The sequence below is a fragment of the Brevundimonas lutea genome (assembly GCF_003704105.1).
Lineage (GTDB): Bacteria > Pseudomonadota > Alphaproteobacteria > Caulobacterales > Caulobacteraceae > Brevundimonas > Brevundimonas lutea.
Genome location: NZ_QUOQ01000002.1, coordinates 491,846 through 513,457, shown reverse-complemented (window position 1 = coordinate 513,457; position 21,612 = coordinate 491,846). Strand labels below are relative to the sequence as shown.

Sequence of the window (21,612 nt, the reverse complement as noted above, 5' to 3'; positions counted from 1 at the left end):
GCGAACCCCAAGAAGAGATCACGGTTCCGTCATGACAAGGGCGGCCCCGAAATGATGCCGAAACCGCCTCAGCTGGGGCGATACGCGCCCCGAATAAGTCTCAAAGACCTATGTTCTCGCCCCGGCTTGGCCGTGATTGTCGGGTCCCGCAATCATTGCTCGCTGACCCTAGGTAAAGTTCCAATCTTGTGGCGCACGGGACACGACGCGGAGGTCGAGCGTCCCTGAAACGCGGCCGTTTTCCCCTGACGGTTGACCGCGCGACCGGCGGCGCCGCATCACGGATGGGCATGGCGTGATTTGGAGGGGCGACGGCGATGGGCGTGATCAGCGGCGTGAAACGCGACCTGCGCTATGTCGCCGGCCTGCGCCGCCTGCTGAAGCGCATCAAGCCGATCCAGCTGGATAGCGATGTCCTGGTCGCCGACGACTTCGAGGAGGTCGTCGACAAACATCCCGACAATCTGGCCATCGACGACGGCGAGCGGCGGCTGAGCTATCGCGAGCTGGACGCCTTGGCCAACCGCTACGCCCACTGGGCCACCAGCCGGGGGCTGCGGCGGGGCGAGGTCATCGCCCTGATGATGCATAATCGGGCCGATTATCTCGCGGCCTGGATCGGTTTCTCCAAGGTCGGGGTGGCCACCGCCCTGATCAACACCAACCTTGACGGCCAGCCCCTGGCCCACTGCCTGGCCATCGCAGGCGCCGCCAATGTGGTCACCGACGCCGACTGCTGGGCCTGCGTCGAGCGCGCCCGGCCCTTCGTCGGCCGACCGATCCAGACCTGGGTTCTGGGCCTCGGCATGGACGACGAGGCTAGCGAACGGCGGGGTCTGGATTCGGCGGTCAAGAGCGCCTCCAGCGTCCGACCCGCCAAGTCGGCCCGGGCCGGCCTGACCAACCGCGACACGGCGCTGTTCATCTACACTTCGGGCACCACCGGCCTGCCCAAGGCGGCGCGCATCCCCCACTCCCGGGCGCGGACCTATATGCGCGCCTTCGCCGGCGCCACCGCCTCGACCGAGAAGGACCGACTGTACTGCTGCCTGCCGCTGTACCACTCCACCGGCGGACTGGTCGGGGTGGGGTCGGTGCTGCTGAATGGCGGGGCCATCATCCTGAGGCGGCGCTTTTCCGCCGGGTCGTTCTGGCCCGATGTGGTCGAGAACCGCGCCACCACCTTCGTCTATATCGGCGAGCTGTGCCGCTATCTGGTCAATGCGCCGCCGAACGAGCAGGAGCGCGCCCACAAGCTGCGCCTCGCCTTCGGCAACGGCCTGCGTCCCGAGGTCTGGCCCGAGTTTCAGTCGCGCTTCGCCATTCCGCAGATCCTCGAGTTCTACGGCTCGACCGAGGGCAACGCCTCGCTGTTCAACTTCGACGGCAAGCAGGGCGCCATCGGCCGCATCCCCGGCTTTCTGCGCAATCAGCTGAACATCCGCCTGGTCCGCTTCGACGTCGACGAGAACGAGGTCATCCGCGGTCCCAACGGTCTGGCCCAGGAGTGCCGCCCCGGCGAGGTCGGCGAGGCGGTCGGCGAGATCCGCAATGACGTGCGCCACGACTTCTCCGGCTATGCCGACAAGGCGGCCTCCCAAAAGAAAATCCTGACCGACGTGTTCAAGCGCGGCGATCGCTGGTTCCGCACCGGCGACCTGATGAAACAGGACCGTGACGGCTATTTCTATTTCATCGACCGGATCGGCGACACCTTCCGCTGGAAGGGCGAAAACGTCTCGACCTCGGAAGTCGAGCAGTGCCTCGCCCAGGCGCCCGGCGTGGCCCAGGTGGTGGCCTATGGCGTGCCCGTGCCGGGTCAGGACGGCAAGGCGGGCATGGTCACCCTGATCGTCGAAGACGACTTCACGCCCCAGGGGTTCGCCCAATACGTCGACACCGCCCTGCCGCCCTATGCGCGCCCGGTGTTCGTGCGTCTGGCCAAGGCGCTGGAGACCACCGGCACCCACAAGTACCGCAAGATGGACATGGTCGCGGACGGCTTCACGCCGGGCGCCGGCAAGGGCGCCGTCTATGTGAAGGGCGGCAAGAGCGGCTACGCCAAGCTGTCCGCCAAGGCGCACGAAGCGATCCTGTCGGGCGAAACGCGGCTATGACCGCGCCGCTTTGACTTCACCAGCAAAACCTATTTCATTGACGCGACAAGGTTCGGACACACGATCCAGGGGCGGAAATGATGGGCAAGGGACTGGCGGCGTCTAGGCGCGCGCTGCTGAAAGGCGGACTAACAGCCACGGCTCTGGCGGCGGGATCGCCGGCCCTAGGCCAGACCGGGCCCGGGGCGGCGGCGACCTCCCCCCGCCGGCGGCTCCGGCTGTCGGACGGCTGGCGTTTCGCCCTGGGTCACGCCCACGACCCTGACCGGGACTTTGGTTTCGGCCGCGACCAGCGCACCTACGCCAAGGCGGGCATGCGGGTGGCCGAGGCCGCCGAGGCCGAGTTCGACGACGCCGGCTGGACCGAGGTGCGCCTGCCGCACGACTGGGCCATCGACCTGCCGTTCACGCCCAGCCCCTCGCCGCCCCCCGAGGGCGAGGAAGACCCCCGCGCCGCCCACGGCTTCAAGCCGCTGGGCCGCGAATACCCGGACACCAGCGTCGGCTGGTACCGCCTGCCGCTGACCCTGCCCGCCGACCTGGCCGGCAAGCGGCTGTCGCTGGAGTTCGACGGAGCCTTTCGCGACGTCACCGTCTTCCTGAACGGCCACATCGTGCACGAGCACGAGGGCGGCTATTCGCCGTTCCGCCTCGACATCACCGATGTGGCGGCGGTCGGAGAGCCGAACATCCTGACCGTCCGCGTCGACGCCAGCCTGGGCGAGGGCTGGTTCTATGAGGGCGCGGGCATTTATCGCCACGTCTGGCTGGTGGTGACCGACCCGGTCCACGTGCCGCAGTGGGGCGCCCTGGTCCGCGCCACGCCGGAGGGCGACGGCGCGAACGCCGAGGTGGTCGTCGATCTGGCCAACGAGACCGATGCGCCAGCCGACGCTGAGGTTCGCCTGACCGTGCTGGACCCCAATGGCGCCCGCGTCGCGGAGCAGCGCCAGACGGTTCGGCTGGACGGCTGGGGCAAGGGTCAGGCGACCGCCGCCCTGGCCTGGCCGCGCGCGCCGCTGTGGTCGATCGAGACGCCGCGCCTGCACCGGCTGGTGGCCGAGGTCTCGGTCGCGGGCCGCCCGGTCGATCGCTATGAGCAGAGCTTCGGCGTGCGGACTTTCCGCTTCGATCCCCGGCAGGGCTTCTTCCTGAACGGCCGGTCGATGAAGCTGCTCGGCGCCTGCTGCCATCAGGATCACGCGGGCGTTGGGGCGGCCGTGCCGGATCGGCTGCAGTATTGGCGGATCGAACAGTTGAAGGCGATGGGCTGCAACGCCTATCGCGCCTCGCATAATCCGCCGACGCCCGAACTGCTCGACGCCTGCGACGACCTGGGCATCGTGGTGATCGACGAGACCCGCCGCATGGCCTCGGACAGGGCCGCCATGGCCGAGCTGGAGACCCTGGTGCGGCGTGACCGCAACCGGCCCTCGGTCATCGCCTGGTCCATCGGCAACGAGGAGCAGGCCATCCAGGGCAACGCCCGCGGCGCCCGGATCGGCCGCACCATGAAGCGGCTGGTCAACCGGCTAGATCCGACCCGCCCGGTTACCGCCGCCCTGGACCAGTCGTTCGGCGAGGGGGTGTCGCCGGTGGTCGATGTCCTCGGCTTCAACTATCGCACCCCGCTGATGGAGGGCTATCACCAGCGCGTGCCGGGCCAGCCCATCCTGGGCAGCGAGACCGGCTCGACGGTCCAAACGCGCGGCGAGTACGTCCGCGACGACGCCCGCCACATCGTCCCGGCCTATGACACCGAACACCCCTGGTGGGCCTCGACCGCCGAGGAATGGTGGACGATCGCGGCCGAGCGGCCCTACATCGCCGGCGGCTTCATCTGGACCGGGTTCGACTATCGTGGCGAGCCGACGCCGTTCAACCGCTGGCCCAGCGTCGCCTCCTATTTCGGAGCGATGGATTCCTGTGGCTTCCCCAAGGACAATTACTGGTTCTACCGCGCCTGGTGGCGGCCCGAGCCCCTGGTCCACCTGTTCCCCCACTGGGACTGGCCGGAGCGGCTGGGCGAGACCATCCCTGTGTGGGTCCACGCCAATGTCGACAGGGTCGAGCTGGTGGTGAACGGTCAGTCGATGGGCATGAAGGACGTCGTCCCGAACCGGCATCTGGAATGGGCCGTGCCCTATCAGCCCGGCTGGATCGAGGCGCGGGGCTGGAAGGACGGCCGGGCCCTGCCGCCCGTGCGGCGCGAGACCACGGGCGCGCCGACGCGGCTGGCCCTGAGCGCCGACCGCGAGCGGCTGGACGCCGACGGCCAGGACGTCGCCATGCTGGCGGTCAGCGTGCTGGACTCTCGGGGGCGGTTCTCGCCGCGCGCCAATGAACAGGTGACGTTCGAGATTGAGGGTCCGGCGCGCGTCATCGGCGTCGGCAACGGCAATCCGGTCAGTCACGAGGCCGACCGCGCCGCGACCCGCCTGACCTTCAACGGCCTGGCCCAGGCCATCGTCCAAACCGAGAGGCGCGGCGGACCGATCACCGTGACGGCGCGGGCCCCGGGCCTGCGCGCCGCGACGGTCCGACTGCGTTCAACCTGAGGCTCACACGGTCCGCTTCAGCCGCCACCAGGGCCGCCACGGCTCGCGGTGATGCTCCAGGTGGCGGCCGAAGTGAAAGCAGGTCAGCAACGACAGCCAAAAGCCGTAGTTCGAACTGCGGGCGTTATGGCCGTCGACGAAGCCGCCCTCTCGCTCATGCCGATGCGGCAGCCAGGTGCCGAAGGTGAACAGCTGCACCGCCGACAGCACCGCCGGCAGGGCCCAGAACACCAGCACATTGACCAGCGAGGCGCCCAGCACCAGCACGGTGATCAGGCCCGCGACGGTCAGGACGGTGAACTCGAACAGGCCGAAATAGCGACGGATGAAGCCGACGATCCACGGCCGGAAGGCGTGCGGCGCGTCGGGATGGAAGTCGGGATCCTCGGCCGATCCGGGCGCGCGATGGTGGGCGTAATGGGCCTGGGCCAGTCGGTCGTAGCGAAAGCCCGCGTACAGAAAAAGCGCCAGCCGCCCGACCCAGCGATTCACCCCGGGCCGGCCGGGCGCCAGCGAGCCGTGCATGGCGTCGTGGGCGGTGATGAACAGGCCGACGTTCAGCCAGGTCTGGACCGCGATCACCAGCGGGGCGACGACCCAGCTCCAGGCCGTCCAGCGGTGGACGTGCACGCCATAGACATGCAGCCCCAGCCAGCCGCCCAGGATCAGGGCGGCGAGGCCCAGGCCGATCAGGGCCTGATTGGGAACCACGCGGGGCTCGGTCGCGATGTCGGCGGCGGCGGTCATCGTCGCCAGCATACGCCGCGCGTGGCGCCTTGTCGCTTGCCGCGCCCGCGACCCCGTGCGACCTGTCGCCCATGCCGCCCTCCCCCACCGGCGATGCCGAGGCTCCGCTGCTGCTGGTCGGCGGTGGCCTGGCCAATGGCCTGATCGCCTGGCGTCTGGCCGAGACGCGACCGGAGGTTCCGGTTCGTGTTCTGGAGGCGGCCGACCGCCTGGGCGGCGTCCACACCTGGTCCTTTTTCCAGTCCGACCTGACCGAGGGCCAACGGGCGTGGATCGACCCGCTGATCGCGCATCGCTGGCCCGGCTACGAGGTGCGCTTCCCCAGCCACAGCCGCCGCCTGACCACCCCCTACGCCAGCGTGACCGCCGAGCGGTTTCATCAACGGTTGATCGAGCGCCTCGGAGCCCGGGTGACCCTTGGCGCCGCGGTCACTGCCTTGGGCGCCGACCATGTCGTGCTCGGCTCGGGCGAGACTCTGCGCGGCCGCGCGGTGATCGATGGCCGGGGCCCGGGCGCCACGCCCGACCTCGCGCTCGGCTTTCAGAAATTCGTCGGCCAGGAATGGCGGCTCTCGCAGCCGCACGGCCTTACCCAGCCCATCGTCATGGACGCCACGGTCAGCCAGGAGGACGGCTACCGCTTCGTCTATGTGCTGCCCTTCGACGACCGCACCGTGCTGGTCGAGGACACCCGCTACACCGACGGCGACGCCCTGGACGCCGAGGCCTATCGGGAGGGCGTGCGGCGCTGGTTGTCCGACGCCGGCTGGACGCCCGAGACCCTGATCCGCGAGGAGCACGGGGTGCTGCCGGTGGCCCTGGACGGCGATCTGGAAGCGCATTGGGACCGTCAGGACGCCTCCGCCCTGTCCGGCCTGCGCGCCGGCCTGTTCCACCCCACCACCGGCTATTCCCTGCCCGACGCGGTGCGCGCCGCCGATCTGATCGCCGCCCTGCCCGTGATCGACACCGTCACGGTGTCAGCAGCCTTGCGCGATCACGCCTTGCGTCTGTGGCGCGAGCGGGCCTTCTATCGCCTGCTCAATCGCATGCTGTTCCGCGCCGCCGCTCCCCACCAGCGGCGTCGCATCCTGGAAAGGTTCTATCGTCTGCCCCAGCCCCTGATCGAACGCTTCTACGCCGGCCGCGCCACCCTGGGCGACAAGGCCCGCATCCTGGCCGGCAAGCCGCCGGTGCCGATCGGCCGCGCCCTGGCCTGCCTGCCGGAACGGGGCGCCGCCCCCAGGAGCGTCGCATGAGCCGGATCGCCGTCATCGGCTCGGGCTTCGGCGGCCTGGCCCTGGCCATCCGTCTGCAGTCGGCGGGCCACGCCGTCACGGTGTTCGAGGCGCGGGACAAGCCGGGCGGCCGCGCCTATGTCTATCAGGACCAGGGCTTCACCTTCGACGCCGGCCCCACGGTCATCACCGACCCCTCGGCGCTGGAAGAGCTGTTCGAGGGCGCCGGCAAGCGGCTGTCGGACTATGTCGAGCTGTTGCCCGTCGCGCCCTTCTACCGGCTGTGCTGGGAAGACGGCGACGTGTTCGACTACGTCAACGACCAGGGCGAACTGGACCGCCAGATCGCGGCCCGCAATCCGGCCGATGTCGAGGGCTATCGCCGCTTCCTGGCCTATTCCGAGGAGCTGCTGCAGGAGGGCTACGTCAAGCTGGGCGCCAAGCCGTTCCTGGATTTCGCCAGCATGATCAAGGCGGCGCCCGAACTGGTCCGGCTGCAGGCCTGGCGCTCGGTCTATGACAAGGTGGCGTCGTTCATCCAGGACGATCACCTGAGGCAGGCCTTCAGCTTTCACTCCCTGCTGGTCGGCGGCAATCCGTTCGCCACCTCCTCGATCTACGCCCTGATCCACGCCCTGGAGCGGCGCTGGGGCGTGTGGTTTCCGCGCGGCGGCACCGGCGCCCTGATCCAGGGCATGGTGCGGCTGCTCCAGGATCTGGGCGGCGAGGTCCGGCTGAACGCGCCGGTCGAGCGCATCACCACCGAGGGCGGCCGGGCGACGGGTGTTGTCGTGGGCGGTGAGACCCTGGCGTTCGACGCCGTCGCCTCCAACGCCGATGTGGTCCACACCTATCAGAAGCTGCTGGGTCATGACCCGCGCGGTCGAGACGAGGGCGGACGGCTGGCCGAAAAGCGACACTCGATGTCGCTGTTCGTCATCTATTTCGGCCTCAACCAGGTCCATCCGGAGGTGCGGCACCACACCGTGCTGTTCGGGCCGCGCTATCGCGAGCTGATCGGCGAGATTTTCAAGGGACCCGAGCTGTCGGACGACTTCTCGCTGTACCTGCACGCCCCGACGCGCACCGACCCCAGCCTGGCCCCCGAGGGCTGCGACGCCTTCTATGTGCTGGCGCCCGTACCGCATCTGGGCGCGGCCGAGATCGACTGGGCGGTCGAGGGGCCGAAGTATCGCGATCGCATCCTGAAGTACTTGGAAGACCGCTACATCCCCGGCCTGACCGACCAGCTGGTCACCTGCCGCATCTTCACGCCCGAGGATTTCCGCGACCAGCTGAACGCCCACCGGGGCTCGGCCTTCTCGCTGGAGCCGATCCTGACCCAAAGCGCCTATTTCCGGGTCCACAATCGCGACGACCGCATCCCCAATCTTTATTTCGTCGGGGCCGGCACCCACCCGGGGGCGGGCGTGCCCGGCGTGATCGGCTCGGCCAAGGCCACCGCCGGTCTGATGATCGAGGACCTCGCCTGATGTCCGACGTCGTCGTCGAGACCAGTCGCCGGACCATCGAGCAGGGCTCCAAGAGCTTCGCCACGGCCTCGCGCCTGTTTCCCCACGACGTGCGCGACGACGCCTGGATGCTCTACGCCTGGTGCCGGCACTGCGACGACGAGATCGACGGCCAGGTGCTGGGTCACGGCGCCGTCGGCATCGACGCCGAGCTGGCCACAGCCAAACTGGCCGAGCTGCGTCGCCAGACCCTGTCGGCCATGGCCGGAGAGCCCCAGACCGATCCGGTGTTCCAGGCCTTTCAGCGCGTGGTCACCCGTCACGCCATCCCCGAGCACGAGCCGATGGACCTGCTGCACGGCTTCCAGATGGACGTCGAGGGCCGGCGCTACGAGACGCTTGAGGACACGCTGGAGTACGCCTGGCACGTGGCCGGTGTGGTCGGGGTGATGATGGCGCGGGTGATGGGCGTGGCCGACGCGCCGACCCTGAGGCGCGCCCAGGATCTGGGGCTAGCCTTCCAGCTGACCAACATCGCCCGCGACGTGATCGAGGACGCCAAGGGTGGGCGCGTCTATCTGCCCGGCCAGTGGCTGGACGAGGCCGGGGTGCCGCGCGACCAGGTGGCGGCGCCCGAGCATCGCCGCGCCGTCGCCGCCACGGCCCAGCGCCTGGTGCTGGCGGCCGAGCCCTACTATGCCTCGGCGCGCTGGGGCCTGCCGCAGCTGGGCGGGCGCTCGGCCTGGGCCATCGCCACGGCGCGCGGCGTGTACCGCGCCATCGGCCGGCAGGTGGCCCGCATCGGCGCCGAGGCCTGGGATGGCCGCCCTAGCGTCAATCGTCGCGGCAAGTTGGCCCTGGTGGCGCGCGGCTTCCTGATCGCCATCTGGGTCCGCACCATCGACAGCTGGCGCACCGCCCCGCTCCGACCGGAGCTGTGGACCCGGGTGTGAAGCCAGATGTCCTCCCCCGCCTGCGGGGGAGGGGACCGCGAAGCGGTGGTGGGGGCAGCCGCGAGCGCCGGCGCGTGACGTTCGCCCCCTCCACCATGCTGCGCATGGTCCCCCTCCCCCGAAGCTTCGCATCGGGGGAGGAAAGGTTCAGCCCAGCCGCCGCCGACGCTCGGCGGCCAGAGCGATCATGAAGCCTGCGGCGGCCGTGCCCGCCAGCACCAGCCAGGCCCCTTGGACCACGCCGTCGATCTCGCCGCGCCACAGCACCGCCTGATAGGCCTCGATGGCCCAGGCGTGGGGGGTCAGCCAGCCCAGATCGCGGAACAGCTCGGGCATCAGGAAGCGCGGCACCATCGATCCGCCGAGGGCCGCCAGCAGCAGCACCACCACGGTCGACAGCGGCTGGGCCTGGTCCCGCGCCCGACACCACAGCACCACCGCCAGGGCGAGGCCCGAGCCCGCCGCCGCGACCAGGATCAAGGTCAGCAGCCCCGCCGCGATCGATAGCGGCTCCAGCGGCGGCAGGGCGCGCCAGGCGATGGCGAACACGACCAGACTTTGCGCCGCGCCCACCGTGGTCATCCAGGCGAACCGCGCCCCCAGCACCGGCGGCAGGCTGCCCGCCGCCAGGGACAGCCGCGCCGTCAGGCCCGAGCGCCGGTCGTCCAGCGCCCCCATCGCCCCATGCATGGCGGCGAAGAAGACGAACATCACGCTGACCGCCCCGGCGTAATAGACCGCCTGCATGTCGCCCTCTGGGCCCACCGCGCGCACGGTCACCGCGCTGGGCGTCGCTTCGGCGGGCGACAGGGCCGCATCGAGCTCGGCCCGCACGGCCTGGGCCGCCACCGTTCGACCCGAGGCGGACAGCACCTGGATGGACGGCAGGGGTGAGCCCGGCGCGATCAGCACCCCGACGTCTGCGCGCCCGCTCTCGACCGCCCGCTCGGCGTCGGCCGCGCCGGCCAGCAACTCGGCCCGCGCCGCGCCCTCGACCAGGCCGTCGGCGAGGGCCCGGCTGGCCGGAGTCTGGGCCCCGTCGTGGATCGCCAGCGTCAGGTCGAGCTCGCCGCGCGATCCCGCGCCGAAGATGGCGGAGAACATCAGATAGACCAGCGCCGGCAGGGCCAGGGTCATGACCAGACCGGGCAGGTCGCGCACGAATCCGCGCGCATGGGCCAGGAACAGGGCGATCATGCCGATTCCTCCACGATCCGCGCCACCAGGTCGTCGAGCCCGGGCCGCCGGACCGCCACCTCGCCGCCGGCCTCATCGACCAGGGCGGACAGCCCCGCCGCCTGATTGGCTGCGTCGGCCGCCAGCCGCCGCCAGTGTCGCCCGCCGTCCCGCGGCTCCAGTCCACAGGCCTCCAGCGCGCGAGCCAGCGCGGCCTCGGCCGGCTGGGCCAGACGCACGGTCAGCAGCCGCGCCTCGCCGAAGGTCTGGTCCAGCAGGGCCTGGGGCGCGCCCTCGGCGGCCAGCCGCCCCCGCGCCATGACTCCGACGCGATCGGCCGTCGCCTCCACGAAGGCCGCGTCGTGGCTGATCATCAGACAGCCGGCGCCGCCGGCCACGGCCGAGCGCACGGCCCGGGCCAGCTGGCCACGGGTCTCGGCGTCGACGCCTTCGGTCGGCTCGTCCAGCACGATCAGGTCCGGGTCGCCGACGAGGGCCGCCGCCAGATTGGCGCGCCGTCGCCAGCCTCCGGACAGGGACGCCACCCGGTGATCGGCGCGCGGCGCGGCGGCGGTGATCTCCAGAGCGCGCTCGACCGCCTCGCCCACCGCCCGGCCGCGCAGTCCCGCCAACCGCGCCACGGTCGTCAGCGTCTCGCGCACGGTCAGGGCAGGAAACAGCGCCGTTTCCTGCGGCGCCAGACCGATGCAGCGGCGGGCCCGGTGGTCGAGGACCACCTCGCGCTCGCCGACCTCGACCAGCCCGGCATTGACGTTCAACAGCCCGCAGGCCACCCGCGCCGCCGTCGACTTTCCGGAACCATTGGGGCCCAGCAGGGCGTAGACCTCGCCCTGGCCGATGGTCAGGTCCAGGCCGTCCAGCACGGGCAGGCCGCCATAACCGGCGCGAACCCCGGTCAGGACCAGGGCCGGCCGCCCGCCCCGCTCGCTTTCGACTGCCGCGTCACGACGCCCCAGGATGTCCGCTCCCGCCTTCACGCCCCCCGCGGAGCCGACTACGGTCCTATTCCGCCCGAACCGGCGGCCGGATGCAACGGGCCAGGGAGCGCCACGCATGGATGAAGCGGCCCAGGCCCTGATCCGACGCAAGGACGAGCATATCGACCACGTCCTGGCCGGGCGCGGCCGTGGCGCGGGCGGTGCGGGGTTCGAGGTGGTGCGGTTCGCGCACGACGCCCTGCCGGAGCTGGACCTGGACGCCATCGACCTGACGGCCTCCCTGCTGGATCGCCCCTTGCGCCTGCCCTTCCTGATCAGCTCCATGACCGGCGGGCCGTCGCGGGCCGAGGCCATCAACGCCCATCTGGCCGAGGCCGCCGAGCATCTGGGCATCGCCCTGGCGGTCGGCAGCCAGAGGGTGGCGCTGGAGACCGACGGCGGATTTGGCCTGACCCGCGACCTGCGCCGCCGGGCTCCATCGGTCCCGCTGCTGGCCAATCTGGGGGCGGTTCAGTTTACGCTGGGCTATGGCGTCGACCAGGCCCGCCGCGCGGTCGAGGAGATCGGCGCCGATGGCCTGATCCTGCATCTTAACCCGCTGCAGGAGGCCATCCAGGAGGGCGGCGACCGCGACTGGCGCGGGGTCGAGGCGGCGATCGGCCGCGTGGCCCAGGCCTTTCCCGGCCGCCTGATCGTCAAGGAAACGGGCGCGGGCCTGTCGGGCCCGGTCGCGGCGCGGCTGAACGCCTTGGGCGTGGCGGCTCTGGACGTCGCCGGGTCGGGCGGCACCAACTGGGGGCTGGTCGAAGGCGCGCGCGCCGAGGGCCGCCGGGCCGAAAAGGTCGCCGCCGCCTTCGCCGGCTGGGGCGTGCCGACCGCCCGCGCCGTCCACGATGTCGCCCGCGCCGCGCCGGGCCTGCCGATCATCGGTTCGGGCGGTGTGCGCGACGGCCTGGACGCGGCCCGCGCCATCCGCCTGGGCGCCAGCGTGGTCGGCCAGGCGGCGGGGGTGCTGGAGGCCGCCCTCGACTCGACCCAGGCCATCGTCGAGCATTTCGAGGTCATGGCCGACCAACTGCGGCTGGCCTGTTTCTGCACCGGCTCGGCCGATCTCGCGGCCCTGGCTCAGACGCCGCTGCTGGACGACATCCGCTTTTGAGCCAGCTCGGCCTTCAGCGCCCGGGCGCTCCTCACCCAAAGGAAGCCGAAGGAGACGCAGCCCTCCTTGGTGTGCACGGCGTGGTGCAGCCGGTGCGCCTGGATGCGGCGCTTCCAGAAGCCGGACTTGCCCGAGACCACGGTGGGGAACCGGCGGTGCACCAGTCCGTCGTGGAAGAAGAAATAGATCATCCCATAGGCGGTGACGCCCAGCCCCACCGGCAGGGCCCAGATCCAGGCGTGCAGGCCGATGGCGATCAGCACGATGGCCGGCAGGGCGAAGACCAGGGCGAACAGATCGTTCTTCTCCAGCAGGCCGTCGCGCGGCTCGTGGTGGCTCCTGTGCCAGCCCCACAGCGGTCCGTGCATCACCCAGCGGTGCATCGCCCAGGCGAAGGCCTCCATGCCCAGCACCGTGGCCAGAAAGATCGCGATCATCGCCGCCGTCTGCATCGCGCCAGACTACGCCCGACTGCGGCGCGACGCCATCGCCGCTTGACGTTCGGGTTCGGTTGGCGACCCTTGGCCGCATGATCCTGGACCTGATCATCACCACGGCGGCGCTGAGCCTGATCATCGGCCTGCGCTATCTCGGCGTGGCCTGGCTGTTCCACGCGGTGCTGTGGAAGGGCCGGGGTCGGGGCCGGGCGCTGACCCGCGCCCCGCAACGCGCGCGGATGCGGCGAGAGATCGTCGCCTCGCTGATCGCCTGCCCGATCTACGCCCTGCCGGCGGCGCTGGTCATCGAGCTGTGGAAGCGGGGCGGGACGGCCATGTACGCCGATGTCGCGGCCCATCCGCTGTGGTGGCTTCCGCTCAGCGCGGTGATCTATCTGCTGGCCCACGACGCCTACTACTACGGTGTTCACCGGGCGCTGCATCATCCCCGGGTGTTTCCCTGGGCGCATGCCGAGCACCATCGGTCGCGCGAACCCAGCGCCTTCGCTTCCTTCGCCTTCGACCCGGTGGAGGCGGCGGCCACGGCCTGGTTCCTGCCGGCCCTGACCCTGATTATTCCGATCCATGTCGGGGTGGCGCTGGGCCTGCTCACCCTGATGACCCTGACGGCGGTGCTGAACCACGCCGGGCGTGAGGTGTGGCCCGAGGCGTGGCTGCGGCGCGCGCCCCTCAGATGGCTGATCACCGCCACCCACCACGACCAGCATCACCGCCGGTTCACCGCCAATTACGGCCTCTATTTCCGCTTCTGGGACCAGTGGCTGGGCACCGAGGCGGCGGATCGGCCGGCCCGGCCCCGGCCGTCGACGGCGACGCACGAAGCGACCGAGGCTCCATGACTGCACGCGGCCTGGCGCGCGCGGCGGTCTGGGCGATGGCCGCGCTGGCGACGCCCGCCGTCGCTCAGCCCACCCCGACCACCATCGCCGCCCTGCCGCCCGAGCGGGTCGGGGATCGGGGGGCGATCACGCCCTTCGTGTCCTATGAGGCCGAGGACGGACGGACCGACGGCGAGGTGATCGGTCCCAGCCGCGCCCTGGGCGAGATCGCCGCCGAGGCGTCGGGGCGGCGCGCGGTGCGACTGGCGCCGGGTCAGTCGCTGAGCCTGGTGCTGGCCGAGGCCGCCGACGGCCTGACCCTGCGCTACGCCATGCCGGACGCCCCCGACTGTCACGACGGCGACGGCGCGGTCACCCTGTCGATCGACGGCGCGCCCGTAGCCAGCGCGGCCCTGACCCCCTGTTTCTCGTGGCTTTACGGCGCCTATCCCTTCACCAACGACGCCTCGGCGGGAGGTGGTCACAAGGCCTTCGCCCACGTCCGCCTGCGCCTGCCCCGGTCCGCCGACGCCGGAGCGCGCCTGACGATCGCCCCCTCGGGCGGCCAGGCCTGGACGGTGCTGGATGTGATCGACGCGGAGCGGGTTTCGTCGCCCCGCTCGCCGCCGCCGGACGCCCTGTCGGTGCTGGATCATGGGGCTGATCCGGGAGGCGAGCGATCGTCGCTGGCCGCCTTTCAGGCCGCGCTGGACGCCGGCGCGTCATCGGGCCGGCCGGTCTGGGCGCCGCCGGGGCGCTACCGGGTCGACGGCCATCTGCTCGTCGATGAGGTGACGCTGGAAGGCGCCGGGGTCTGGCATACCGAGCTGTTCGGCGACGGCGTCGGCCTGCGCGGCCACGACGCCGAGGACGGGGGCAGCCACAACGTCCGCCTCGGCCATTTCGCCATCCTGGGCAAGGTCATGGACCGCGACGACCGCGCACCCCTGAACGGCGTCGGGGGCGCGCTGTCGGACAGCGTCATCTCGGATCTATGGATCCAGCACACCAAGGTCGGGGTCTGGGTCGACGGCCCCATGGCGCACCTGCGCCTCATCAATCTGCGCATCCTCGATCAGATGGCCGACGGGGTGAATTTCCACGGTGGGGTCACCGGCTCGTCGGTCGAGAACAGCTTCGTGCGCGGCGCGGCCGATGACGGCCTGGCCATGTGGTCGCATCCGACCCCGAACCGGGACAACGCCTTGATCCGCAACACCGTCATCGCCCCGACCCTGGCCAATGGCGTCGCCATCTACGGCGGCGAGGATGTCCGGCTCAGCGGTAATCTGTCAGCCGACAGCCTGACGCGCGGCGGCGGTCTGCATCTCGGCGCCCGCTTTGACGCCACGCCGTTCGGCGGCGACATCACGGTCGAGGACACCCTGCTTGTCCGCGCCGGTTCGATCGACCCGGCCTGGAAGTTCGGCGTCGGAGCTCTGTGGCTCTACGCCCTGGACCAGCCGATCGACGACGCCGCGATCCGGGTCGAGGGCCTGGAGATCATCGACCCCACCGGGCCGGCGCTGCTCACCCTCGGGGAGCGGATCGAGGGGGTGACCATCGAAGGCGTGGCCCTAGAGGAAGCACCCAACTTGCTGGACGCGCGTGGTCCGGGCGCAATGCGGCTGGCTACCGGTCTGGGCGCCGTGACCCTGTACGATCCTGAGTTCGTCGTGACCCCGCCCTAGCCGCGCGTCAGGGCGCGGGGGAAGTCGCGGCCCAGAGCCTCGGCCATGGCCTGCTGGGCGATCAGCATGACCATGTCCCGCAGATGATAATTGTTGGACAGCACCACCACGGTCACGTCCTGATCGGGCTGATAGAGCACCAGATTGCGGAACCCCGACCAGCTGCCGGTGTGATAGACCTGCATGTCGCTGAACGGAGCGTCGGTGCGCTCGCCCAGCCGATCGGCGTAGAGGCCGTAACCCAAGGCCCGCGACCGTCCGACCCGCTCGCCGGTCTCATCGATAGGGGCATGGTCCATGACCATCTGGGCGTGGGAATAGTCGCTGAGCAGATGTCCCCGGTGCAGCGCCTGCTGCCACACCAGCATGTCGTCCAGGGTCGAATAGAGCGCGCCCGAGGCGAAGACGACGCTGACATTGGCGTTGGGTTGCGGCGTCAGGCCCTGCGGGAAGTCGCCGTAACCCATGATCACATCGTGGCCGGCCGCGTCGGCGTCAGAGCCGGTGTCGGCCATGCCCAGGGGCTCGAAGAACTGGGTTTCCAGGAAGTCCTCGAAACTCATCCCCGAAGCCCGCTCGACCACCACGCCCAACAGATTGTAGCCGGCGTTCGAGTAGCGGATCGCCGTCCCCGGCTCGAACGACAGACGGTATTCGGCGGTGGTGGCGGTCAGCTCCTCAGGGGTGCGCGGGGTCTGCCGGATCAGGCCCCAGCTGCTCTGCTGCATCAGGTCGGGCACACCGGCCGTGTGGGTCAGCAGGTGGTGAAGGCGGATTGGCCGCCAGGCCTCGGGGCATTCGGTGATCCATTTGCAGAGCGGATCGCGGATATCCAACACGCCCCGATCCTGCAGCCTCAGGATGGCGGCGGCGGTGAACTGTTTCGACACCGAGGCCAGGCGGAAACGGCTGTCCAGCTGCATCTGCCGGCCCGCCTCGCGGTCGGCCATGCCATAGACCTGTCGGAACAGAACCTGATCGCCCTTGGCCACCAGCACCCCCCCCATGAACCGGGGATTGGCGTCCAGCGCCGCTTCGAGCCTGGGCAGCGCCTCCACCTCGATCAGGGGCGGCCGGGTCGGGAGAGGCAGGCCGTCCGCCTCGGATTCGGCGACGGCCGGCGTGTCGCCCAGATAGGTCCAGGCGATCAGCCCGCCGCCGATGACGGCGACCGCCGCCAGGGCGGCCAGAACGATACGCGGATGATTGCCGGCGCGGCGGGGAACGTGGAAAGCCAAGGGACTGAAGGAACTCTACGCTTTGAAAACGGTCACGCGTCGTAATCGAGGCCAAACTGGGCGTACAGGGCGCGGCTCTCCTGCCAGCGCGGATCGACCTTGACCGTGATGAAGAGGTGGACCGGCCGGTCCAGCAGCACGGTCAGCTCCTCGCGCGCCTTCTGTCCGATCCATTTCAGCGTCTGGCCACCCTTTCCCAGGATGATCGGCCGCTGGCTGTCGCGTTCGACATAGACGGTCTGCTCGATCCGGGCCGAGCCGTCGGGCTTGTCCTCGAAGGCGGTGGTCTCGACCGCCGCCGCATAGGGCAGCTCCTCGTGAACTCGCAGATAGAGCTTCTCGCGGGTGATCTCGGCGGCCAGCACCCGCATCGGCACGTCGGCCGACTGGTCCTCGGGATACAGCCACGGTCCCTCGGGCATGGCCCGCGCCAGCCGCTGCTTCAGGTCGTCGACGCCATCGCCGGTTTCGGCCGAGATCATATAGACCTCGCCATAGACGCCGGTGGCGAACAGGTCCTGGGACAGCTTCAGCAGGGTGTCGCGGCGCATGCCGTCGATCTTGTTCAGCGCCAGGATGACCTGTTTGCCGGACTGTTTCAGCGCGGCGATGACCGTCTCGGTGTCCTCGGCCGAGCGCCGGTCGGCGGCGGTGCCGGACGTGCCTTCCGAGGCGATGTGCGAGCGGGCGTCGATCAGATGGACGACGGCGTCGGCCTCCTCCGCCCCGCCCCAGGCCGAGGCGACCATGGCCCGGTCCAGACGACGGCGCGGCGAAAAGATGCCGGGCGTGTCGACCAGCACCATCTGGGCGTCGCCCTCGATGGCGATGCCGCGCACGGGAAAGCGCGTCGTCTGGATCTTCTGGGTGACGATCGAGACCTTGGTCCCGGTCAGCCGGTTGACCAGGGTCGACTTGCCCGCATTGGGCGCGCCGATGAAGGCGACGAAGCCGGCGCGGGTGTTGGGGGTTTCGGTGTCGGTCAAATCACGCCCTCTCGCGTCAGCATGGCGGTCGCCGCCGCCTTTTCGGCCTCCTGGCGCGAGCGGCCGGACGCCCGCGACGGCTCCACCCCCTCGACCCGCGTTTCGACCGTAAAGGTGGGGGCATGATCCGAACCGGTCCGCTCCACCACCGCATAGCTCGGCAGCGGCCGGCCCAGGCTCTGGGCCCACTCCTGCAGCGCCGACTTGGGATTGATCACCGCGCGGCGCGGCGGCGCGTCCAGATCCTCGCCCCACCCGCGACGGTACACGCCGCGCGCCGCCTCCAGCCCGCCGTCCAGATAGACCGCCGCCAGGAGAGCCTCCATCGCATCGGCGATGATCCCGTCCTTGCGCCGCCCGCCGGTCTTGGTTTCGCCGGCCGACAGGCGCAGCGCCGGGCCGACGCCCAGCCGATGCCCCACCCGGGCGCAGGCGCTCTTGTCGACCAGGGCGTGCAGCGCCGAGGACAGCTCGCCCTCGGCGGCGTCGGGATAGGCGGCATAGAGATGTTCGGCCGTCAGCAGGCCCAGCACCCGGTCGCCCAGATACTCCAGCCGCTGATAATCGATCTGGGGACGGCCGCCGGGCTTGCCCCCCTCCCCCACGCTGGGGTGGGTCAGGGCCTGATCCAGCAGGGATCGGTCGGCGAAGTCATGACCCAGGCGCTCGGTCAGGGCCCGGACGGCCTCGGCCCGGCTGTTGGTCGGCCTATGGTCCGGGCCGCTCACTCGAGCCGGGTGAAGAAGCGGCTGGGACGCAGGTTTGCGAACCAGCTGACCGGGTTGAACAGGCTGGCGCCCGGGGTCCAGCTGAACAGGATGACCTGGGCCTTGCCGACCAGATTTTCCTCCGGCACCAGGCCGACACCGCCCGCCGACATGGCCACGCGGCTGTCGATGGAGTTGTCGCGGTTGTCGCCCATCATGAAATAATAGCCGTTGGGCACCTCATAGACCGGCGTGTCGTCCAGCTGCAGGCCGGGGCCGAACTCCTGGGTCAGGAAGGTCTTGCCGTTGGGAAGGGTTTCGCGCGCGATCACAGCCGGCCGGCTGCCGAAGGCGTCCACCACCTCTTCGGTCCGCACCACGGCGTCCTGGACCGGCGAACCGTTGATGTGCAGCACGTTGGAGATCATCTGCACCCGGTCGCCGGGCAGACCGATCACCCGCTTGATGTAGTCGGTGCGATTGTCGGCGGGCAGCTTGAACACCACCACGTCGCCGCGCTGGGGCGCATTGCCCAGGATGCGGCCGTCGAACACGCCCGGGCTGAACGGGATGGAGTGTTTCGAATAGCCGTAGGACCACTTGGAGACGACGATATAGTCGCCTTCGTACAGGTTCGGCTCCATCGAGGCCGAGGGGATGGTGAAGGGCTGGAAGAACAGCACCCGCAGCACCACCGCGATCAGCAATGCATAGAAGACGGTCTTGATGATCTCGACGGTTTCGGACGCGGCGCCCTTGGTCTTGTCGTCGCGCGCCTCGTCGCCCGCCGGAGCGTCGCGGTCCAGGGCGACGGCGCCGCCGTCGGGCTTGTTGGTGTCGCTCATGCGCGAAGGGTCCGTCTCGCCGCGGCGGCGCGGCAATTCCAAGGCCTCTCGCTAAAGCCTCAGCCCCCGGCGGGCAAGGCTTCGATGACCACGAAGGCGAGAGCGTAGGGATGCTCGTCCGACAGGGTCAGATGAATGCGGGGGTCGTGACCCGTCGGGGTCAGACGCGCCAGATGCTCGGCGGCATGACCGGTCAGGGCCAGGGTCGGCTGGCCCGACGGCAGGTTCACCACCCCCATGTCGCGCCAATAGACATCGCGCCGCATGCCGGTGCCCAACGCCTTGGCGCAGGCCTCCTTGGCCGCGAAACGCTTGGCGTAGCTCCAGGCCGCGTCCGGCTTGCGGTCGGACCGGGTGCGCTCCAGCTCGGTGAAGCAACGCTGTTTGAACCGGTCCCCGAACCGGTCCAGCGAGGTCTGGATGCGGCGAATGTCGCACAGGTCGGCGCCGACCCCGATGATCACGCCGGCGCTCCCGTCGCGGCGTCCATCGCCGCACGCATGCGGCGGATGGCGGGCTCCAGTCCGGTGAACACGGCCTCGCCGATCAGGAAATGGCCGATGTTCAGCTCGACGATCTCCGGGATGGCCAACACCTCGGCCGCGGTCCCGTAATCCAGGCCGTGGCCGGCATGGACCTCCAGTCCCAGAGCCTCGGCCTGGGCCGCCGCATCCGCCAGCCGCGCGAACTCGCTCGCGCGCGCCTCGGCGGGCAGATGGCAATAGCGCCCGGTATGGAACTCCACGACCTGGGCGCCGATCGCGCGGGCCGCCGCGACCTGGGCCGGAGCGGGCTCGATGAACAGGCTGACCCTGATACCGGCCTCGGCCAGTCTGGCGACCACAGGCGCGATCCGCGCCTCGTGCCCGGCCACGGCAAGGCCGCCCTCGGTGGTGACCTCCTCGCGCCGCTCGGGCACCAGACAGGCGGCGTGCGGCCGGTGCCTCAGGGCGATGGCCAGCATCTCCTCGGTGACCGCCATCTCCAGATTCAGCGGCCGATCGGCCTCCAGGCACAGCGCGCTCAGCACCGCGATATCGGCGTCCGTGATATGGCGCCGGTCCTCGCGCAGATGCGCCGTGATCCCGTCGGCTCCGGCCTGCAACGCCACCTCGGCCGCCCGCGCCGGATCGGGATGCAGGCCGCCCCGCGCGTTCCGCACCGTGGCGACGTGATCGATATTGACCCCAAGGCGAATGCGCCGGCTCATGCCTTGGCCAGCCTCCGACTACCCGGATCCTCGACCGGCAGGGCCGCCAGTTCGGGCGGCAGGGCGTCGGCCGCATAGGCCGGCACGTCCAGGGTCGCCAGCGCAACCAAAGGCACGCCGACATCGGCCCGCCCGCCGGAGCGATCGACGATACAGGCCGCCGCCACCACCTCGCCTCCTGCCTGGCGGATGGCCTCGATGCACTCGCGCGACGACAGGCCGGTTGTGACGATGTCCTCGACCATCACGACACGCTCGCCCGGCTCGATGTGAAAACCGCGCCTCAGTTTGAACGCGCCGCCTTCGCGCTCGACATAGAGCGACCGCACGCCCAGATGCCGCGCCGTCTCATAGCCGGGGATGATGCCGCCCACGGCCGGCGAGATGGCGACATCCACCGCACCCACCGTGGCGGTGATCTTCTCGGCCAGCGCACGGCACAGCCGTTCGCAGCGGCGCGCGTCCATGAACACCAGGTTCTTCTGCAGGAAGACCGGACTGTGCAGTCCCGAGGACAGCACGAAATGCCCCTCGCGCAGGGCGCCCGCCTGGCGGAATTCGTCGAGAACGTCGTCGGAGGTCATGGGTGACCCCTAACGCGTCCGCCGTGTCCGGAAAAGCGCCTAGGCGAGGCCCGACCGGCGCCGCCAGACCACGAATGCGCCGGTCGCCGCCATTAGGCCGCCCAACAGGATCATGGCCCATTCCTGCAGCGTCGGGACGACGGCCGCCGGGTCCGCCAGTTGGCTCGAGACGATGGTGTAGGTGCAGACCCCCGCGGCGCTGGCCGTGCCAGCCGTGCCTTGCAGAACGAGGTCGACGCTTTGACCCGCCGCCAGATCGACCCCCATGCTGTAGGTCGTGCCGTCGCCGGTCGAAGAGCCGATGTCCGCCAGATAGCCATCGGAGATGTCCGCCGGATTGAAGGCGCCATCGTAGACGATGGCGTGAACCTGCGGCGCGGCGCCGGGGCAGTTCGCGGTCACATCAATGGTGACGCACTGCGCCGGCCCGCTGTTGACCAGGGTGTGGGTCTTGTAGGCGTAGCTGTCCGCGCCGAACGTCCCCGGAAACGCCTTCGGCGCGCCGCAGGCCGAGGTCACGGCGTCCCGGAACAGCCGGGTCGGCGTGGTGCTGGTCCCGTCGGTGGTGTCGAAACTGTCGGCGATGTTGACCTGCGCGAACGCCGGCGTTCCCGCCAGGGCCAGGCATGCCACAGCCGCCAGCCCCACCAATCCGTTATGTCTCATCGCTCGACCCCCGTCTTTGTCCGATGATCG

At 70.3% G+C, this 21,612-nt stretch carries 20 protein-coding genes; 8 read left to right on the top strand and 12 right to left on the bottom strand.

The annotated features are described in order from the left end of the window. Positions 1 to 317: 317 nt before the first annotated feature. Together EES48_RS02645 and galA are read left to right on the top strand one after the other, a co-directional pair. Positions 318 to 2,117, top strand: coding sequence for a long-chain-acyl-CoA synthetase (locus tag EES48_RS02645; protein WP_122464812.1), 1,800 nt, complete (start codon positions 318 to 320; stop codon positions 2,115 to 2,117). Between the two features lie 77 nt (positions 2,118 to 2,194). Next, complete coding sequence (galA, locus tag EES48_RS02640; protein WP_338067364.1) at positions 2,195 to 4,675, top strand: beta-galactosidase GalA; 2,481 nt, start codon at positions 2,195 to 2,197, stop codon at positions 4,673 to 4,675. 3 nt (positions 4,676 to 4,678) lie between these two features. On the opposite strand, the gene EES48_RS02635 is transcribed toward galA, so the two are convergent. Next, positions 4,679 to 5,422: a fatty acid desaturase gene (locus EES48_RS02635; RefSeq protein WP_122465103.1), complete on the bottom strand. Its 744-nt coding sequence runs from the start codon at positions 5,420 to 5,422 to the stop codon at positions 4,679 to 4,681. Between the two features lie 71 nt (positions 5,423 to 5,493). Between EES48_RS02635 and crtY the strand changes: the two genes are divergently transcribed. The 3 genes from crtY to EES48_RS02620 are packed head-to-tail and all read left to right on the top strand — an operon-like array spanning position 5,494 to position 9,085. Further along, positions 5,494 to 6,681: a lycopene beta-cyclase CrtY gene (gene crtY, locus EES48_RS02630; RefSeq protein ID WP_122464811.1), complete on the top strand. Its 1,188-nt coding sequence runs from the start codon at positions 5,494 to 5,496 to the stop codon at positions 6,679 to 6,681. Further along, complete coding sequence (locus EES48_RS02625) at positions 6,678 to 8,153, top strand: phytoene desaturase (RefSeq protein ID WP_122464810.1); 1,476 nt, start codon at positions 6,678 to 6,680, stop codon at positions 8,151 to 8,153. Before crtY ends, EES48_RS02625 begins: the two co-directional genes overlap by 4 nt. Next, entirely contained in the window at positions 8,153 to 9,085 is a 933-nt protein-coding gene (locus tag EES48_RS02620) for a phytoene/squalene synthase family protein (protein ID WP_122464809.1), read from the top strand. Before EES48_RS02625 ends, EES48_RS02620 begins: the two co-directional genes overlap by 1 nt. Positions 9,086 to 9,232: 147 nt before the next feature. Here EES48_RS02620 and EES48_RS02615 read toward each other — a convergent pair whose 3' ends face one another. Further along, positions 9,233 to 10,282: an ABC transporter permease gene (locus EES48_RS02615; protein WP_122464808.1), complete on the bottom strand. Its 1,050-nt coding sequence runs from the start codon at positions 10,280 to 10,282 to the stop codon at positions 9,233 to 9,235. After that, entirely contained in the window at positions 10,279 to 11,259 is a 981-nt protein-coding gene (locus EES48_RS02610; RefSeq protein ID WP_162997966.1) for an ABC transporter ATP-binding protein, read from the bottom strand. The genes EES48_RS02615 and EES48_RS02610 overlap by 4 nt, the downstream gene beginning before the upstream one ends. A gap of 76 nt (positions 11,260 to 11,335) precedes the next feature. Here EES48_RS02610 and fni point away from each other — a divergent pair, with 76 nt between their 5' ends. Further along, a complete protein-coding gene (fni, locus tag EES48_RS02605) occupies positions 11,336 to 12,379 on the top strand; it encodes a type 2 isopentenyl-diphosphate Delta-isomerase (RefSeq protein ID WP_122464806.1) in 1,044 nt (347 codons plus the stop codon). Here the strand turns inward: fni and EES48_RS02600 are convergent. Then, positions 12,346 to 12,816, bottom strand: a complete 471-nt coding sequence (locus EES48_RS02600; protein ID WP_240623187.1) for a sterol desaturase family protein — start codon at positions 12,814 to 12,816, stop codon at positions 12,346 to 12,348. The two genes, fni and EES48_RS02600, sit on opposite strands and share 34 nt — an antisense overlap. Before the next feature lie 92 nt (positions 12,817 to 12,908). Between EES48_RS02600 and EES48_RS02595 the strand changes: the two genes are divergently transcribed. Then, positions 12,909 to 13,676 (top strand): sterol desaturase family protein, encoded by a 768-nt coding sequence (locus tag EES48_RS02595; protein ID WP_122464804.1) that lies wholly within the window; start codon positions 12,909 to 12,911, stop codon positions 13,674 to 13,676. Then, entirely contained in the window at positions 13,673 to 15,346 is a 1,674-nt protein-coding gene (locus EES48_RS02590; RefSeq protein WP_122464803.1) for a glycosyl hydrolase family 28-related protein, read from the top strand. The genes EES48_RS02595 and EES48_RS02590 overlap by 4 nt, the downstream gene beginning before the upstream one ends. Here the strand turns inward: EES48_RS02590 and EES48_RS02585 are convergent. From EES48_RS02585 to EES48_RS02550, 8 genes are read right to left on the bottom strand one after another with little or no spacing between them, the layout of a single operon-like run. Continuing rightward, a complete protein-coding gene (locus tag EES48_RS02585) occupies positions 15,343 to 16,584 on the bottom strand; it encodes a serine hydrolase domain-containing protein (protein ID WP_162997965.1) in 1,242 nt (413 codons plus the stop codon). The two genes, EES48_RS02590 and EES48_RS02585, sit on opposite strands and share 4 nt — an antisense overlap. Before the next feature lie 32 nt (positions 16,585 to 16,616). Next, positions 16,617 to 17,570, bottom strand: a complete 954-nt coding sequence (gene era, locus EES48_RS02580) for a GTPase Era (protein WP_122464802.1) — start codon at positions 17,568 to 17,570, stop codon at positions 16,617 to 16,619. Continuing rightward, positions 17,567 to 18,298, bottom strand: a complete 732-nt coding sequence (rnc, locus tag EES48_RS02575) for a ribonuclease III (protein WP_122464801.1) — start codon at positions 18,296 to 18,298, stop codon at positions 17,567 to 17,569. Before rnc ends, era begins: the two co-directional genes overlap by 4 nt. Further along, a complete protein-coding gene (lepB, locus tag EES48_RS02570) occupies positions 18,295 to 19,122 on the bottom strand; it encodes a signal peptidase I (RefSeq protein WP_122464800.1) in 828 nt (275 codons plus the stop codon). Before lepB ends, rnc begins: the two co-directional genes overlap by 4 nt. Positions 19,123 to 19,181: 59 nt before the next feature. Then, positions 19,182 to 19,586: a holo-ACP synthase gene (acpS, locus tag EES48_RS02565; protein WP_122464799.1), complete on the bottom strand. Its 405-nt coding sequence runs from the start codon at positions 19,584 to 19,586 to the stop codon at positions 19,182 to 19,184. Next, positions 19,583 to 20,332 carry a pyridoxine 5'-phosphate synthase gene (locus EES48_RS02560; protein ID WP_122464798.1) on the bottom strand — a complete coding sequence of 250 codons (750 nt, stop codon included), beginning with the start codon at positions 20,330 to 20,332 and terminating at the stop codon, positions 19,583 to 19,585. Before EES48_RS02560 ends, acpS begins: the two co-directional genes overlap by 4 nt. Further along, complete coding sequence (gene pyrE, locus EES48_RS02555) at positions 20,329 to 20,916, bottom strand: orotate phosphoribosyltransferase (RefSeq protein WP_122464797.1); 588 nt, start codon at positions 20,914 to 20,916, stop codon at positions 20,329 to 20,331. Before pyrE ends, EES48_RS02560 begins: the two co-directional genes overlap by 4 nt. Positions 20,917 to 20,955: 39 nt before the next feature. Continuing rightward, positions 20,956 to 21,582 carry an IPTL-CTERM sorting domain-containing protein gene (locus EES48_RS02550; RefSeq protein ID WP_122464796.1) on the bottom strand — a complete coding sequence of 209 codons (627 nt, stop codon included), beginning with the start codon at positions 21,580 to 21,582 and terminating at the stop codon, positions 20,956 to 20,958. Positions 21,583 to 21,612 lie beyond the last annotated feature (30 nt).

Excerpts from the sequence above, each read along its gene's own strand:
- EES48_RS02645 (WP_122464812.1), top strand. The coding sequence starts at position 318 with ATGGGCGTGATCAGCGGCGTGAAACGCGACCTGCGCTATGTCGCCGGC.
- galA (WP_338067364.1), top strand. The coding sequence starts at position 2,195 with ATGATGGGCAAGGGACTGGCGGCGTCTAGGCGCGCGCTGCTGAAAGGC.
- EES48_RS02635 (WP_122465103.1), bottom strand. The coding sequence starts at position 5,422 with ATGACCGCCGCCGCCGACATCGCGACCGAGCCCCGCGTGGTTCCCAAT.
- crtY (WP_122464811.1), top strand. The coding sequence starts at position 5,494 with ATGCCGCCCTCCCCCACCGGCGATGCCGAGGCTCCGCTGCTGCTGGTC.
- EES48_RS02625 (WP_122464810.1), top strand. The coding sequence starts at position 6,678 with ATGAGCCGGATCGCCGTCATCGGCTCGGGCTTCGGCGGCCTGGCCCTG.
- EES48_RS02620 (WP_122464809.1), top strand. The coding sequence starts at position 8,153 with ATGTCCGACGTCGTCGTCGAGACCAGTCGCCGGACCATCGAGCAGGGC.
- EES48_RS02615 (WP_122464808.1), bottom strand. The coding sequence starts at position 10,282 with ATGATCGCCCTGTTCCTGGCCCATGCGCGCGGATTCGTGCGCGACCTG.
- fni (WP_122464806.1), top strand. The coding sequence starts at position 11,336 with ATGGATGAAGCGGCCCAGGCCCTGATCCGACGCAAGGACGAGCATATC.
- EES48_RS02600 (WP_240623187.1), bottom strand. The coding sequence starts at position 12,816 with ATGATCGCGATCTTTCTGGCCACGGTGCTGGGCATGGAGGCCTTCGCC.
- EES48_RS02595 (WP_122464804.1), top strand. The coding sequence starts at position 12,909 with ATGATCCTGGACCTGATCATCACCACGGCGGCGCTGAGCCTGATCATC.
- EES48_RS02590 (WP_122464803.1), top strand. The coding sequence starts at position 13,673 with ATGACTGCACGCGGCCTGGCGCGCGCGGCGGTCTGGGCGATGGCCGCG.
- lepB (WP_122464800.1), bottom strand. The coding sequence starts at position 19,122 with ATGAGCGACACCAACAAGCCCGACGGCGGCGCCGTCGCCCTGGACCGC.
- EES48_RS02560 (WP_122464798.1), bottom strand. The coding sequence starts at position 20,332 with ATGAGCCGGCGCATTCGCCTTGGGGTCAATATCGATCACGTCGCCACG.
- pyrE (WP_122464797.1), bottom strand. The coding sequence starts at position 20,916 with ATGACCTCCGACGACGTTCTCGACGAATTCCGCCAGGCGGGCGCCCTG.
- EES48_RS02550 (WP_122464796.1), bottom strand. The coding sequence starts at position 21,582 with ATGAGACATAACGGATTGGTGGGGCTGGCGGCTGTGGCATGCCTGGCC.